The organism is Lysinibacillus sp. NPDC097868, assembly GCF_044761135.1.
GTDB lineage: Bacteria > Bacillota > Bacilli > Bacillales_A > Planococcaceae > Lysinibacillus.
The window spans coordinates 153,103-168,185 of sequence record NZ_JBIWBS010000001.1 but is presented as its reverse complement, the minus strand read 5'-3'; the positions used below and the strand labels follow the sequence as shown (position 1 = coordinate 168,185).

Below are 15,083 nucleotides of genomic sequence, written 5' to 3'. Positions count from 1 at the left end.
TCCTCATCGATTACTCTTCATATTGGCGCGTAATTTTTTAATCGCAATCGATAAACTTAACACGATAATTAAAATATAAATTACTAAATAGGTAATCCATAGTGGGAACTCAACTCCGCTAAGCTCTGTTAACGCGTCTCCCATAGATGGTGAAATAAGTGTAAGCATTAAAGCGCCCGGATTAATAGATGCCCAAAAGTATGTCATAAATGAAGCACTTGTTGCAATCGTATTCCCCATTTGATGGAATGCCATCGATAGGAAGAAGAAAAACGCCGTAATTCCACCTAAAAAAATGATTGAGCCGTACGTAGCTATCATTGCCACAATTGTTTTCTTTGTAATAGTTGAGAACATAACCCCAATGCTGCCAATTGCAACAACTGTTAATAAGTAAAATAAAAAGATTGAAATAAGTTGAGAAGGTGATACGCCACCAAATAAAAATACTAAACTATACAACGGTAGCCCGGCGATTAACATTAATACTAAAAACGCCACTGATGACAATAATTTACCAATGATAATTTGTGTTGAACTTTGTGTAGTTGTTAGTAAAATATTTAACGTTTGCTTTTCTCGTTCACTACTAATTGCCCCTGCAGTTAAACTCGGTGTAATGAAAAGAACGAGTGCCATTTGTAAAATTGTCAGTACAGCAAACATCATAAAGCTCGTATCCGGCCTAAAGAAACCTTTTCCAGTAAATCCAGTCGTTAGCAGTAAAAAGCCCGCGATAAAAATACAAATCACCGCTAGATAAAACATTAAACCTGAAAAGCTTTTAAAAGAACGGAAGCGTAACTTCAATTCTTTTACAAGTACAGGGTTATAAAACCTTTCCATCATTGATTGTCCGCTCCCTTCGTAATCGCCATAAAGACATCCTCTAAATCTTTTTCTTCTTCACTCAATGCATAAATTGGTAGATCCGCAAGCATCGCTTTTTTCAGCAACATAATTTGTTCACGGTCCGTTCCACGGTAATTAAAGGCTATTTCCAAACGATTGTCGATCACATCTATTGAAGAAACAAGTGGATCTTCCTCCAAAAATGCACGTACTTCGTTTAAATTATCCGAAACCTTTATAACAATGCGCTTTTCCCCTTGTAACTGAGCTTGTATAGTAGCAACATTGCCATGGGCAATCAGTTTACCATTATCAATAACGCCTATTTCATCGCACATTTCAGCTAGCTCTGGCAAAATATGCGATGAAATTAAAATGGTTTTCCCCATGGATTTTAAATTTCGTAAAATATCACGCATTTCTACTCGTGCACGTGGATCTAATCCTGAAGCAGGTTCATCCAAGATTAATACCTTTGGATCATGGATAAGGGCTCTTGCTAAACATAGACGCTGCTTCATTCCTCGTGATAGTAAATCGACATATTCAAAACGTTTATTTGTTAAATTAACAAGCTCTAATAACTGCGGTATCAGTACTTTACGGTCCTGCATTCCAATGCCATAGCTCGCACCATAAAAATCTAAATATTCATCTACCTTTAGTTGGTCGTATACACCGAAGAAATCTGGCATATAGCCAATTTGTTTACGAACTTCTTTTGGTTCCTTAATGACACTTTTTCCGTTGATCAATGCATCGCCTGAAGTTGGGGAAAGCAATGTTGCTAAAATCGAAAATGTTGTCGATTTCCCAGCACCATTGGCACCTACAAAACCAAATACTACCCCTTCCTCCAATGATAGATTTAAATGATCTAGTGCTATGAAGGAGCCATACTTTTTTGTTAAATCACGAATCTCAATCATTACTTCGCCACTCCTTTCAGCTCTATTTCAGGTAATTTTGTCTGCTCTCCAGTTTGATCTGGTCCAAATTTAATTTCCAAAAGCAGTTCACCCTTTTCATTGAAATACTGGGTAATATCATTGGTAAATACCTGCTTTGTATCAACTAATGGCTCATAGGCTTTCGTTGTATTATTCCAAATCGATAGCTGCATCCGCTTAACATCTTTATTAGAAATTGTGACCTCACTTAAAGATTGAACGAAGCTCATAAAATTGTCTGGCATCTCTATCGATAATTCGTATAAGCCGTCTGACAAGTACCAAGTATTTAACTGTTCATCTATCTTATCAAAGAAGGCATTTGATGATTGTGGGCTCAAATTATATGAAAAATTGTTGCGTTTCATCGTAAATGGACCTGACATTTCAACTTTTCCATCGAATGGCTGTACAAAATAAGAAATAGGTGACATCTTGACGCTTGTTTCAAGTTCTACGCCAACAATCGCTTGCTCTGCCCAAGCTGTAATGACTGGTTGTTTTTCATTTTCTACTAATAGAAGTGCTTGAGATTTCATACGCTCAATACGTAGTGGGTCAACCTCTTCCTTCGTCTTTGGAGTATCATAATTATAATTATTAAAGTTTGAAGGCTTTTGAAGAATCGTTGTTTTCATTTCTTTATCCACCGTTAGTGTGGCATTTGGTTCAATATCACCAAGCTTCACTTCTTTCGTGCCTGATATTACAGTGACATCCTTTAGAGCAAACGGGAAGTTATTTTTAACTGTTCCTGAAAGCTTTTCGTCTTTTAATGTAATATCAACATCCATTTTGCCAATATTTTGAGCTGCCGTTTTTCCTCCAAAAGATTGTACAGACCAATAGCTTAAATCACGTAATGTTAATGTCGAACCATTTGCGTGCTCCTTAATATACGATGATTCATGTAATGAACCCGTTGCACCGGAGAGATTATAGTTATTACGGAATGCTAGTGCAGTCGTAGTCTTATCTGCATTCACAACAAAATTACCACTTCGATTTGTTAAAATCGATTCAACATAATAGCCATTTACGCTACTATCTTCATTTACTTTAAAAAATGCCGATTGTTGTACTTGTGGCTGTACAATACGATCTTTTGCACCAAAAATAAATAGCGCAATCGATAGGACCACAGAAATAGCAGGAACCACCCACCAAGCATGCTCTCGTTTATCCATTTTCTTTAGAACGAAGTAAAGGAGTGGACCAATTACTAAAATATAAAGAATAATGACGATGAGCATATAACTAACAGACACTTCAAATGATGGGAATAACTCATTAATATTACCTAGCTCATAAGAAAGCTGATCCATCGTAGATTGACCTTGCATCGTTGTTTGTTGAGACATTGTTTGAATATCTAGCATTTTCGCCGTTAATGCCGCATAGCCATCCATAGATGCTAAAGGCTGATCTCCTAATGAAAACGTTGTTTGCACAATCTCTCCACTACCAACCTGTTTCTTTGCTGCTAGAATAATATTATTGTCCTTTAATACTGGGATACTTCCTTCGTTTTCTGTAGCTGTATATACAGGTATTGCTTGTGTGAAAATACCGCCTCCAGATAATTTTGTTAAGCTATCTGCTGAGACACTTATCATTTGTTGGGATAATGAAAGTGGTAAATAGTCTTTAAAAACGCCCGCTGTTGCATTGATTTGCTCAGCGCCTCCAAGTAATAATGTACCGCCATCTTGTACCCATTTTAATAATGCTTCCTGTTGTTTTGGTGATAAATCAGCAATGGCTACCTCATCTACTGCAATGATATTTGCCATCTCAAAGCCTTGCGCAACCTCAGGTAATGTAAAATCCTTAAGTTGATTTAAATTAAAAATTTCAACACTATTTGATGGTACAAATTGTGATAATCGTAAATATGCTGATAAACGGTCACTTTTATCTGTTAGCGTATAAATAAATGTTGAATTTGCTTCTAAAAAATTAGCCTGTAAACGTTTTGTTCCTTTATACGCAACCTTTTTCCCTTTTTCAATATCGCCCTCATAAAAGGCAAATAAATCGGCATCGGAATATCCGTAGTCAGCTACGCTGTCTAAATATAATGTAAATGTTTTTTCTTCACCAGCTGCAATATCTATTGGAACGACTAGTGCTGATGCAGCCTGATAAGAATTAAAGGCATTGATGGCCATATCTCCGGAAAAGTCAGCACCATTGTTTTTGACCGTTACTTGCAATGGTGTAACTGATTGATATTTAGCCTTTCCTGAAATCCCTGCTTTAGCTTGTACCTCTAAAGTAGGTGCCGCGCTCGCCTCGGAGACAGGCAGAGCATAACCTACAACAAGCATTAAGAGTAGTATTAGTACTGTAATATTTATTTTTTTCAAAAGCTCAACCCCTTTTTCTTACTTTTAGATGATTACATAATTATACGTTTTATCGGGCATTTTGTTCCATTTCTTATGATATCTTCATGAAAATTCATAAACTCTTAAGATTTAGGGAGAGATTTAAATAGAGGCTGGGTCTATTTTTTGCTACCCGTTGATGTCCGCTACGGCGGTTGCTTTCCGCGGGCACACCGTAAGCCGCAACTTTTATCTATGCCAAAAGAAAGAATATGAATGTTCTCCTTCATAGTAAGCACAGCAAAAAAAGTGTTAGATTGACTGCAATCAATCTAACACTTTTTGTCCTAGACCCTTTAAGCATTGGGTTCTTTACTTTGTATAGTCAAACAGACATCGCGCATGATCTTGCACGACTTCTACAAATGCCTCAACTTGTCGTAATTCGAAAGAAGACTCATAGCCAATTAACCATGTATCTCGCGTTAAACCGAATTCTTTTTCATCGTTTGTTAGTGCGATTTTATTGATATTATCATGCTCATTTAATGTGATTGACGGCAAAATAGCATAACCTATGCCATTTAACGCCATCTGCTTACAAATTTCAATTTGATCCACTAAAATTTGTCTTCTTGGATTTGAAGCAAAATGCTGTTGCCACCATTGCTGTATTTCCTGATAATAATTCGAATCACTTTTGAATTGTATAAATGGGCGATCAGTCGTTAACACATCTTCAATCGTTTTTAATTCTTGGTCGACTAAGTACAGTGTATCTCGGAAAAGATGAATCTTTTCTCCTTTCCAATCGACCTGACCACGCACAATTCCGACATGGGCCTCTCCTTCATATAAAGCTTTTACAATTTCTGAACTCCAGCCAGTCATAAGTGATATTTTAGCTTCTGGATATTTTGTCACAAAGTCCTTTAATATGTGGGGCAACCAGTTTTGCCCTACAATAGAAGCACAAGCAATTTTTAGTGTCCCATTAACTTTTGTCGTTAAGGATTGAATCATTTCAAAGATTTCTTCTTTTTTAGCGAGCATGTCTGTTGCATAGGCAATGACGTGCTCCCCAGCAGGTGTTGCTGTTAGTCCTTTTTGTGAGCGAATAAAAAGCTGTGCACCCCAATCTTTTTCAATCGATTGCAACCGTTGTGAAAGTGCAGGCTGCGATAAAAACAACCGCTCCGCTGCCTTACGCATATTGCGTTCCTCAGCTAAAACTTTCAAAATTTCCGCTTCTGTTGCCATCAATTACCTAAACCTCCAATACAAGTAAAGGGGGACCTCATGATTTTCATCTGAGCTCCCTCTTACACTACTTTTCTTTTTGATAGATATATTTTTTCAACTGCTTTAAAATAACGCGTCTTGTTAAAATCCCTGTAAATGTACCATCTTCATCTATAACACATAAAAATGCATGGTTAATAACCAAATCTAAAGCGCGTTGGAATGTATCCGTCATCTTTAATACGGCTATATTTTGCTCCATTATTGTATCAACTTTAATATCTGGTAATTTTTCATATTCAATATGTTCGAGACCTAGAATGGATTCGGTAATCATTTTCATGCTCAGTAAACCTTGAAGTCGATATTTCATATCTAATACAGGTATTGATGAGTACCCCGTACGTGTTAGAACAAGGAGTGCATGCTCTGCACTATTACCAATTTGTACATGCGCGACCTTTTCGGATGAAATAATAAAATCACTAATTGGCATTGCTAATAAGTCTTTGCTGTTAGTTGAAATCATGAAATTCTTCTCCTTTTCTGTCCTTGCTTTGCAGAACAGGATCCTTCTCTTTTATCATATCACAATGTTTCCGAATATGACCACGACAAGGTCAAGAAGAGTTTTTTATAAACAACGCATATTATGGGCATTTCCCATTAACACCTTCTTCTGTTCTAAGCATATTAGGAGGAATATTTTTATATTCTCCTCAATTAAATAGATAATGCATCTTCAATGTAATATCTATTTATGTATGTAATGCTAAAATATCTTTATGTAGTATGTAGTTTTTATATTAAAGTTCCTATTTACTCATCATTAAGTTTTTTTCTAAGTATAGAAAGGAGCACAAATCGTCCCTTGATTGGTTTTAGTACTCTTTCCATATACAAATTTCATCATCAGCTTTATACAATGTATTCGCATATGGAAAGGACATTTTAAACCCGTTATTTTAAATTATCAGAATTGTTTATGTGCCTGGCACTAAAAATAATAAAAAATATGATACCTGTTAGTATTTCAAGGGCACCACTTATGATTGGGACAAATCTGATACCTAAGCCCTCTATAATGATTCCTGTAAATAACGCACCAATTTGTATTGCAGCCAATGTAACGGTATTCCACAAGCCAAAGACTCTCCCCTGTAAATCTTCAGGAACCTGTGTCTGCATAATATATCTTTCAAATGGTGCTAATATAGCTGCGCCGATTGAAAATATAATTAGCGCAAGTATGCCTTGATATATACCATTAGTAAAACCGAATAGTATCCACCCTAATCCAATCAATCCATAAATAAAGCTATATTTAATTTTATTGCTGAGCATAAATTTTTTCTGAGCTATTTTATACCCAACAATAATTGCAATTAAACCTTCAGCGCAATACAAAATACTAATTCCATAATTTTGCATTTCATATATATTCGTTACATATTGCTGAAGCATTAAATTGAAGGTCCCAATAATTATTCCCATTGTTAACGCAGAAATTAATACAATCCCCACTAATTTATTTTGCTGAACAACTTTTAAACCCGTTATAAATTCTTCTTTAAAATTCTTTTCTGATTTTATTTTCTCACTATGCTTCCAGTTACATAAATAAATATTAACTGCTGATATTAAATATAGTAATGAGGCGATAATCCATGCTATCTCTAGAGGAAAAAACGAAATCACTAGTCCCCCGATTGAGGCACCTGTAAGTCTTATAACACTTGTAATGGTATAGCTTAAAGAGTTAGCAACAACTAAATCTTCTCCATTGACGATATTTTTCACTACTTTTTGAGAGGCAATAGAAGAGAATGAATTTGATATTCCGATTATGAATCGAATAACAAAAAATAAAATCCAAGATATTTTCATATCGAATTGTGGAATAAATATATAAACTAAAAATAACATTGCATTTAAAAAATCAGCAAATACTATTAACTTCCTAATATTCACCCTATCTACAAAAACCCCAGTAAATAAGCTAAATAAAATCGGTGCAAGTCCACTTATTGACCATAACAATCCTAACTGTATCCCATTTTGTGTTATTTTATCTAATAGCACAAGCATCCCTATAAACGAAATCCATGATCCTAATCCAGTAAAAATTGAGGACATTTGTAATCTTTTAAAATCCGGATACTTTCTCCATATATAAGAAATAGTATTCATTTTAATGTTAATCACCTATCTATACTAGTAGAGTTATAATAAATTTGATAAGGATTAAGTCGTATTAAATGTTCGAATTGTGTTTGTGGTTCTTTTTTCATAAAGTTATTAACAATGTAGTATCCCATCGAATAACCTAACCACAATGGGTATTCCAACGTATTACCGTACATAAATTTTTGAATCTCTTCCGCTTTTGTTAAAGAAAGCTTATGCTTAAAACGTTCTATATACTGATTTATTTCATTGTTACTTAAAGATGTTGCCCATTCCCCAACAAAGTCTTTACCAAGAGCATATTCTACAAATAATTCAGAACAGCCTTCATCTATCATGACATCTAGTAAAGTTTTAGGATCTTTCTTTTTGACGATTGTATTGCGAACAACATGCTGGTATTCATGGAAGGAAATACTTTGAATAAATTTTGAATCCACCCTTTTATCAACATTTAAATAGATAAAAATATTTGATGTCCCATCTGTATGTGCTAAAATTCCGTTCATTTTTTCTAAATAAAATACATCCGTCGTAATTAAAGGCAGAAGAAACACATTCGTAGGCACTTCCATTAATTTAATACTAGCTGATTTTATATAAGTCGCCACTTCATGTTCGATATCATGGTATAGGTTTTCCTTTTTTTCATGCATCATTTGACTAAAACCAGTTTGTATTAATTGATCGATATCTAAAGCTGAGCTAAATATAACAAGTTTTTCTTTTACCTGATTAATAGGTTTATCAATTAAATTAATTACATTAACTATAACTAATCACCTCATCTTGCTTTTATAATGTTGGTCCAATAAATGAATATAATCGTCCCCATCTACATTAAAATTACTGACAAGTATGTTTTTTAATTCAACTGTATTTGTATAGTCATATTGGACATCTTTAATTTTTTCGCCTTTATAAAACTCTTTATAGCTATTGTTAACTAGAAATAAAAAAGTATCTTTATCTTTCCATTTATTAATATATAAATTTTGAAGAAAGGTATTATTTTCATTCATAGAATTTTCCCATTCACGCCAAAAATCAGTAACACTTAGAAAACTTCCGCTCCACCTTTTTGCGGGTTCTCCGCCACACAGAAGGGTGCCGCTTTCATTTTCAGGCATATACCTCCATTCAACAGAATGCACATGATTTGTTACTATCCAATTTTCTCTTAATGGGAAAGGCTTAAATAATGGCGCCCAAAAACCAACATCAACGTAAAACTCTTCCGCATCGTAGCTGACCACTAAAGCAAAATGTAGTTCCTCTAATTTAATTATTTTCACTTCATAATTAAGTGAATGTAACAGATTATAAAGACCCCATGTGAGATGAAAGCAGGTCCCTCCATAACCATTTTGAGAAACAGATTGGATATATTGATTAACATCTGCATAATTCTCTTTTAAATTTTTTTTAGCGTTATAATCTTGAAATTTTCTAACTGTATCGAATGGTATGGCTAACTGATGATTTAAGATAATTCGTGAAAGTAAGTCAAAACGTGATAATTGTGAGAGCATAGATTCATCAATGCTTAATAATCTTAAATATTCTCTATATGCTATCATGTAAACTCCCCCTTTTGACCAATACAATATAAATATAGTGGTACTTCATCTAATGGTAGATTAAGTGCACTATGTAATTTGTCATCATAAAAGCCACCAATAGCACAACAACCTAAATCTGGATTATCCATAATAGCCCTAGAAATATTTTGACCTATGTGACCTGCTTCTAGAAGGGCGTATCTATACCCTCTTGCTCCGTATTTATTAATTATTTCTTCCATTCTTGCCGTCATTACTATGACGAATGGAGCGCTATAAACAAAGCTATTATTAATTGGTAGAAATGAATCAAACTCTATTGCATCTCGTATATAATTAAGTTTTGCTTCTGATCTCAGATAATGATATGTTCCTTTTAAATAATGGCTAGTAGATGTTAGCACATACATTTCAATTGGATACAATCCACCTGCTGAAGGGGTTAAAGATTTAATTTCTTCTCCCTTTTTCTCTAAAAAATAACTCTTTTTTAATATTTGTAAAAGTACATCCATTTTTAAATCCACTTTTTCATAACTTCGAAAGGAACTTGTTATCGTGCCGTTAACATTCGACACATCACAATAATTTTTATTACTAAGAGGATATTGTTTGCCGTCACTATCTATGTTAAAACTTTTCCCCGGAGCATTTAAAATTTGCGAAAGATAGTTTTTTGAATTATTATGATAAAACTCGTATACATATGAATCTTTCAAATAAAGCCCTCCTTATGGAAATGGGTGTGGTTCTGGATTTATTTTTCTCCCTAATTTAGAAGCCGTTTCTTGTAATCTTGGGCAATTGAGTAGTGGATCATTAATTGAAAGAAAACACAAAGTGGGTATTATCACTCTTACAACAGATAATCCCATTTGTTTAACATCTTCAGTTGTAATGTCACTATAATATATTTTATGACCTAGACGATTCATCCTTTCAACTGCGTCATTGAATTGCACACGACGGTCTTCTACAGCAATTTTAGGTAGAGAACTTGGAAGTAGCTGTAATAGAATTTCATCATTATTACCAGCTAAATAATATAGTGGATGATCATCTAAAGTAGATGTATGATCAAGCTTTTTAGGAATAGGCTCTTTATAGTGATTTATCAACTCATAATAAATCGAAAATCCTCCTAACCCTTCTTCAATTGACTTTCTAATAGCATGCAAGTATTCGAGTGAACTAGCACATCCTAAGTAAAACCCTGCACTGCCTTTAACTTTTACAACAGTTAAAATAGTAGGAACTTCTAAATCAGTGCTAATATCATACACCCTCAATTGTAGATTACTATTTTCTGCCAGCTCCAATAGTCTTTTTACATATTCGCTGTGAACCGTATTTATATCAATTTCTCCTCGCACGCAACCAAGTAACCAAAATTTCACAAATGCATCTCTTTCAATACATTCATTAAAACCACTTAAAATTGCTTTCTCTAAATTTTGGCCGCATGCTAATCCAGTAGAAATTAAATCTCGTAATGGCAAATTATTAGGAGGTGTAGTTAAAAAAATCAGTTCAAATGGGACTAATATTTTTTTATTATCTACTATATCCTTAGCCTCCACCCATGCTCTCGGTTCATTAACGTCGACTTCTTTGTACATTGTATTATCCTGATATTGGTCTTCTGTATATCGAGTAATGAGTGTAGGATTAAGTGCCTGATGACTAATATCTGCATATTTTCCGATATAAATATCTTCCATATTAAACTGATTAGCACAATACCTCTCAACACTCTCTCCAATTGCAGCAGACTTAGCATGCTCCCTACTTATTGAAAAGCCAGAGCCACTACTTAAATGATGATTATCACCATTAATTACTGCTAAATAGCGAAATAACCTAGGTGACCCTGGCAAAGGGTAAATTTCGTTTAATGTTGAAATAAAGCTTGCTCTTAAAGTATCCTCTATTATTATTTGATTACTCATAAACTAACCTCACCCCTACAAAACTCACAGTCAGGCATTTGGTATACAGGATATTTTTTAATTTCAAGTTCCTCAGCGTCAAAAACGATTTCAGTATTAAAGCATTGTGTTGGCGTTTTAGCTCTACAATACTTTAATAATTCCTTTTCAATAAAAGGCGCTAAAAAAGCATCTAAATTGCCTAAACTTTTATTTTTTATAGGCTCTTCCTCGGCTCTACTAAGACGCTTTTGGAAGCAATTGTAACAAGGGCCTCCATCAGGAAAGAAAATCGGTCCCATAAAAAGTTTAGAATAGCTAAAGGAATATTTTAACCATGGGACTTCAATAGCTCTTAAACGTTTATGTACCTGTGAAAAAAAACTACTACCATCATTATCAAGTGCTATTACAATGTCTGTGTTTTCTAATGAGATATTTTCTAAATTAGTAAAAGTTATAATTTGATTTAAAGTAGGAATGTCAAAAATTCGTTGTAACTTATCACTATTTAAACTTCCAGAAACTATGCTCACTTTCAACAATGGAGCATCATTAATCGAAACAATTCCAACTTTCTCTAAATCACTTATATTATTTAATAATTCATGTTCTTCCATATGGATTAATTCGCTTATTTTTGTCAAAGGAATTGTACCTGTTAAATAAGGAAATAGCTGATTAAAATTTGTTACACCTTCTCCATCTATCTCATAACCTACTCGATCATTAATAAATATTAGCTTTTCAGATAAACGTTGTAGTTCCCCGTTTGATTGAATATACATATTTATCACCTCAAAGTTACAAAAAAGTAGCAAATTAAAAATTCGCTACTTTTTTCAAATTTTTATATCTAGATGGTACAAAAAAATTGGCTCTTATTTTTTTAATGGACGAGCTTCACTTCCACCTCCACAACAGCAACCAGCTTGTAGTAATTGTTGTGAATCTTTTTTAGTTTTTGTGTTTAATGATTGAACATCTACACTTTTAATTGTTAATTTCATATTTAACACCTCCTTGTAAATAATTATACTAATTTTTAATATTTTTACAATAAGTTTATTTATTAAATTATAAAATTATTTATTTTAAATAAAGTTTTATAAATAAACTTATTAAAACGGTGTTATAATTAAATAAAAACAACTGGAGGCACCCTATGTGGACACAATATATGATTGAAACCCCTCGAGGAAACTTTGAGTATTTTAAAACGGGAAATGGTGAACCAATTTGTATAACGCATCAATATACAGAGTTTAATAGTAAGGGCAATATATTCGCAGCTCCATTTACTAAACACTATACTGTCTATTTAATTAATTTAAGGGGCTGTGGAAACTCTAGCGATACAACATCTACTGACGACTATAGTTTTATGAATAGTGTTAAAGATTTGGAGGCAATTAGAATTTCACTAGGCTTGTCACAGTGGAGCTTTGCTGGTCATTCTGCTGGAGGCATGTTGGGTTTAATTTACGCGATAGCAAATCCTAATTCTTTACAAAAAATTATAGTAGGTGGTTTGTCCGCATCTTCAAAATATATGTCTCATCCAGATAGCATCTATTGTAAAAATAATCCTAATAATTCAAGGTTATTAGAAATTTTAAACCTTCTTAAAGATCCTTCTAAAACTTTAGAAGAAAGAAGAGCGTTAAATAAAGAATGGAATCAAATGTCTATTTATAAAAAAGAAGATTACGATAACATAATGTCTCGACCTAATAGTGGAAAGGCAGTAAACAAAAGATTAGATTATTTTATATCTACTGAACTAAAAAACTATGATATTACTGATAGCTTAAAAGAAATAGAAATACCTTCTTTTATCTATTGCGGAAGGTTTGATACACAATGTCCTTTAGTTTTTTCTGAAGAAATCGCTATGGCAATTAACAATTCTAGCTTAACGATATTTGACAAAAGTAGTCATAATCCTTTTGTCGAAGAAGAAGAGGTATTTAATAATTTTGTTAAGTCGACTAAATAAAGAAAGAAGCTATTCCCCACATAGGAGGAATAGCTTCTTTTTCATCATAGGATTAGTGTTGACTTGGTAAATCAGGTATATCCAGAACTTCTATAATATTGACTACTTCAATATTTTTAGGACTGTCCACCATTGTTGTTGGTTTTGTTGTGGGTCCACTAATAAAAGTTACGAAAAGAGTAGATACTACTAAAAATTGCGTTATTATTTTCTTCATATATTACCCTCCTTTTGAAATATTATACATAAATATTTTGATTTTTTCAATAAGTATTTTTATAAAAATATTTACTTTATTAAAAAATTCCCGACAGCGGCCATGCAATCAGGAATCCCTTATTGTTATCGTTTTTCAGTAAAATAATCCAATTTTACTTTATCTATTACATCAAGGAATTCATAATTTCCCTCAATTTCGAAAATATGTTGCGCTTTCTCAAAATATTGTTCTGATTCCTTTACCCTATCTAAAATAACTAAATTCCTACCTATTTGGAAATAAAGCTCTCCCAATAAATACAGTGACTCTTCTGTAACGCATATTTTAATTGCCTTCTTACATTCTAAAATAGCTTCTTCTTCTCTTTTTAACGCAACTAAAGTTTTAGATAGACCATATAAAATTCTAATCTTCAGAACACCCTCTTTTAAATTACTTAAATCGTATTCTGATTTACATTTTTGGAAGACCTCTAAAGAATTTTCAAACTGCTGTACTTCAAAATAAATAATCGCAATACTATTATTAATACTAATAGTCTGCTCTGTATAATTTTCTTTACCGATTAATTTTAAAGCCGTATTTAATATATTTATAGCGTTAACACTATCTTTATTTAAATAAAAATCACATATGCCCTCATGCCATAGTAAAAACTGTTTATCTTCATTACTGCTAAAATTCGCCTTTTCTTTTTCCGTTTTTACTATATAATTAATAGCTTGATAATCTCGATTTCTAATTAGTTTTCTTATTAATTTTTTTGTTTCCTCATTATCATCATGATGTGTTTTCAATGAATTTTGTCCGAAGAAGTAGTTAATATCTAACTTTAATTTTTGAGCAATTTTAAATAACACTACACTAGATGGTACACTTTCACCTTTTTCAAAATTACTTATCATCGCTTGCGTACAAATTCCATCTGCTAACTCCGCTTGTGTAATTCCTTTATCCTTACGTGCTTCTTTTAATTTACTTGAAATAAGTTCTAACATAATTCTCCTTTTCTTCTACAGTATATAGTTCTTTTTTCTATGAGAGCCCACATGGTGCATATTTTTAAAGAAGTTTTATTGTTTATTACTATAAACTCCTTATCATTATAACTATTCTAATAATAAAAAAGTAATATGTCCATAACTCAATTAATGCTACTAAAATTATTAGGAGCAGAATCAAGGAGCGTTATTTAAAGTAAATGTAGATCCTTTCCAAATTTACTGTTGAAAAGAAAAAAGTGCTGTCACTCAAAAGGTTTGAGCTAAGCACCAATTAGAAGCTAAACTTCATAAATTAAAGTTAATAAAAAAACACCTTATAAATTCGTAATTTTACGGAAAAATAATATTTAACGCCTTAGCTTTAGACGAAATTTTTTAAAAAAAGAAGTATCACATTGACCAATGCAATTGTGATACTTCGTTTAAACCCGTTTAATATCCTATTTTACTCCAGTAGTAAAAAATCATAATCCCTAAAAAAAGTAAAAAAACAATATACACCCAAACGATTGGATTCAGCATTGTTGCAAATTCTTCGACTGTCCCAGAAATCGGCGTATCTTTTTCCGATTTCCGCTCTGAAGTCATCTTGGCAATTCGCATTGTCGACACAAAGGATATAACCGCAATGATTGTAATCGCAATAAGAGCTGGTATTAACCACATACCCATAGACAAAACTCCTTTCTTTGCCCTTAGTATGCATCAATACAGCTCATCATTATGCAATAATTTTTTCCGAGACTGCTCAAAAGCCTCACTGAAAAGCTGTGACATTGACAAGTTTATTTAACTGGATTCAACCGCAT

At 33.0% G+C, this 15,083-nt stretch carries 16 protein-coding genes; 1 reads left to right on the top strand and 15 read right to left on the bottom strand.

All coding sequences use genetic code 11. The features are described 5' to 3' along the window. Nucleotides 1-3: 3 nt before the first annotated feature. The 12 genes from ACIQXJ_RS00775 to ACIQXJ_RS00720 form a co-directional block, all read right to left on the bottom strand. On the bottom strand, nucleotides 4-849 hold the full coding sequence (locus ACIQXJ_RS00775) for an ABC transporter permease (RefSeq protein ID WP_403048579.1): 846 nt from the start codon (nucleotides 847-849) through the stop codon (nucleotides 4-6). Next, nucleotides 846-1,781 (bottom strand): ABC transporter ATP-binding protein, encoded by a 936-nt coding sequence (locus ACIQXJ_RS00770; RefSeq protein WP_403048576.1) that lies wholly within the window; start codon nucleotides 1,779-1,781, stop codon nucleotides 846-848. Before ACIQXJ_RS00770 ends, ACIQXJ_RS00775 begins: the two co-directional genes overlap by 4 nt. Further along, complete coding sequence (locus tag ACIQXJ_RS00765; protein ID WP_403048573.1) at nucleotides 1,781-4,171, bottom strand: hypothetical protein; 2,391 nt, start codon at nucleotides 4,169-4,171, stop codon at nucleotides 1,781-1,783. Before ACIQXJ_RS00765 ends, ACIQXJ_RS00770 begins: the two co-directional genes overlap by 1 nt. A gap of 333 nt (nucleotides 4,172-4,504) precedes the next feature. Continuing rightward, nucleotides 4,505-5,392: a transcriptional regulator CcpC gene (locus ACIQXJ_RS00760; RefSeq protein WP_403054793.1), complete on the bottom strand. Its 888-nt coding sequence runs from the start codon at nucleotides 5,390-5,392 to the stop codon at nucleotides 4,505-4,507. Between the two features lie 67 nt (nucleotides 5,393-5,459). Beyond that, nucleotides 5,460-5,903, bottom strand: a complete 444-nt coding sequence (cbpB, locus tag ACIQXJ_RS00755; RefSeq protein WP_403048570.1) for a cyclic-di-AMP-binding protein CbpB — start codon at nucleotides 5,901-5,903, stop codon at nucleotides 5,460-5,462. A 431-nt stretch (nucleotides 5,904-6,334) separates the two neighbouring features. Further along, complete coding sequence (locus ACIQXJ_RS00750; protein WP_403048569.1) at nucleotides 6,335-7,564, bottom strand: MFS transporter; 1,230 nt, start codon at nucleotides 7,562-7,564, stop codon at nucleotides 6,335-6,337. Between the two features lie 11 nt (nucleotides 7,565-7,575). Beyond that, nucleotides 7,576-8,220 carry a DUF2268 domain-containing putative Zn-dependent protease gene (locus tag ACIQXJ_RS00745; RefSeq protein ID WP_403048567.1) on the bottom strand — a complete coding sequence of 215 codons (645 nt, stop codon included), beginning with the start codon at nucleotides 8,218-8,220 and terminating at the stop codon, nucleotides 7,576-7,578. A gap of 120 nt (nucleotides 8,221-8,340) precedes the next feature. Then, nucleotides 8,341-9,141, bottom strand: a complete 801-nt coding sequence (locus ACIQXJ_RS00740) for an arylamine N-acetyltransferase (RefSeq protein ID WP_403048565.1) — start codon at nucleotides 9,139-9,141, stop codon at nucleotides 8,341-8,343. Then, on the bottom strand, nucleotides 9,138-9,842 hold the full coding sequence (locus ACIQXJ_RS00735; protein WP_403048563.1) for a SagB/ThcOx family dehydrogenase: 705 nt from the start codon (nucleotides 9,840-9,842) through the stop codon (nucleotides 9,138-9,140). The genes ACIQXJ_RS00740 and ACIQXJ_RS00735 overlap by 4 nt, the downstream gene beginning before the upstream one ends. Before the next feature lie 12 nt (nucleotides 9,843-9,854). Then, nucleotides 9,855-11,072, bottom strand: a complete 1,218-nt coding sequence (locus ACIQXJ_RS00730; RefSeq protein ID WP_403048562.1) for a YcaO-like family protein — start codon at nucleotides 11,070-11,072, stop codon at nucleotides 9,855-9,857. Beyond that, nucleotides 11,069-11,839, bottom strand: a complete 771-nt coding sequence (locus ACIQXJ_RS00725; RefSeq protein ID WP_403048560.1) for a hypothetical protein — start codon at nucleotides 11,837-11,839, stop codon at nucleotides 11,069-11,071. The genes ACIQXJ_RS00730 and ACIQXJ_RS00725 overlap by 4 nt, the downstream gene beginning before the upstream one ends. 93 nt (nucleotides 11,840-11,932) lie before the next feature. Next, nucleotides 11,933-12,061: a hypothetical protein gene (locus ACIQXJ_RS00720; protein ID WP_340826140.1), complete on the bottom strand. Its 129-nt coding sequence runs from the start codon at nucleotides 12,059-12,061 to the stop codon at nucleotides 11,933-11,935. A 155-nt stretch (nucleotides 12,062-12,216) separates the two neighbouring features. Here ACIQXJ_RS00720 and ACIQXJ_RS00715 point away from each other — a divergent pair, with 155 nt between their 5' ends. Continuing rightward, nucleotides 12,217-13,050, top strand: coding sequence for an alpha/beta fold hydrolase (locus ACIQXJ_RS00715; protein WP_403048558.1), 834 nt, complete (start codon nucleotides 12,217-12,219; stop codon nucleotides 13,048-13,050). A 52-nt stretch (nucleotides 13,051-13,102) separates the two neighbouring features. On the opposite strand, the gene ACIQXJ_RS00710 is transcribed toward ACIQXJ_RS00715, so the two are convergent. The 3 genes from ACIQXJ_RS00710 to ACIQXJ_RS00700 form a co-directional block, all read right to left on the bottom strand. After that, nucleotides 13,103-13,267 (bottom strand): hypothetical protein, encoded by a 165-nt coding sequence (locus tag ACIQXJ_RS00710; RefSeq protein WP_403048556.1) that lies wholly within the window; start codon nucleotides 13,265-13,267, stop codon nucleotides 13,103-13,105. Nucleotides 13,268-13,392: 125 nt separating this feature from the next. Next, a complete protein-coding gene (locus tag ACIQXJ_RS00705) occupies nucleotides 13,393-14,268 on the bottom strand; it encodes a helix-turn-helix domain-containing protein (protein WP_403048554.1) in 876 nt (291 codons plus the stop codon). A 438-nt stretch (nucleotides 14,269-14,706) separates the two neighbouring features. Then, the gene (locus ACIQXJ_RS00700) at nucleotides 14,707-14,946 is read right to left on the bottom strand and encodes a short-chain dehydrogenase (RefSeq protein ID WP_401009650.1); all 240 of its coding nucleotides are present in this window, start codon (nucleotides 14,944-14,946) and stop codon (nucleotides 14,707-14,709) included. Nucleotides 14,947-15,083: the final 137 nt, after the last annotated feature.